1 protein-coding gene is annotated in these 378 nt (G+C 60.6%); it reads right to left on the bottom strand.

Features of this window, described 5'->3' with window-relative positions; translation table 11 throughout:
• On the bottom strand, positions 1–378 hold a 378-nt coding region (locus tag NDI72_RS21970), incomplete at both ends, for an IS6 family transposase (RefSeq protein ID WP_283801805.1).

Raw genomic sequence — 378 nt, 5'->3', positions numbered from 1 at the left:
GTTCTCCGCATCGCATGAGACAATCGCCTCGCGGTTGGTCTGGCTGCCGTCGATGACGACCCGCTCGGGCCGGCCATGGCGTTCAAGCGCGTTCCGGAAAAACTGCTTGGCCGCCGGTAGGTCGCGGTGTTCGCTGAACCAGAACTCGACGGTGTCGCCGGTGCTGTCGATCCCACGATAGAGATACATCCACTTTCCGCGAACCTTGATGTACGTCTCGTCGACATGCCATTTTCCAGTCACGGCGCACTTGCGCCGATTGAAGCGCTCCAGCAGCAGGGGCGAGAAATGAACAACCCAGCGGTGGATCGTCGAATGGTCGACGCTGATGCCGCGCTCTGCCATCATTTCCTTCAAGTCGCGCAGGCTCAGGCCGTA

Source organism: Nitratireductor sp. GZWM139 (assembly GCF_030068685.1).
Lineage (GTDB): Bacteria > Pseudomonadota > Alphaproteobacteria > Rhizobiales > Rhizobiaceae > Nitratireductor > Nitratireductor aquimarinus.
Note: the sequence above shows the minus strand (reverse complement) of the source record. Positions and strands in the feature narration are given on the sequence as shown.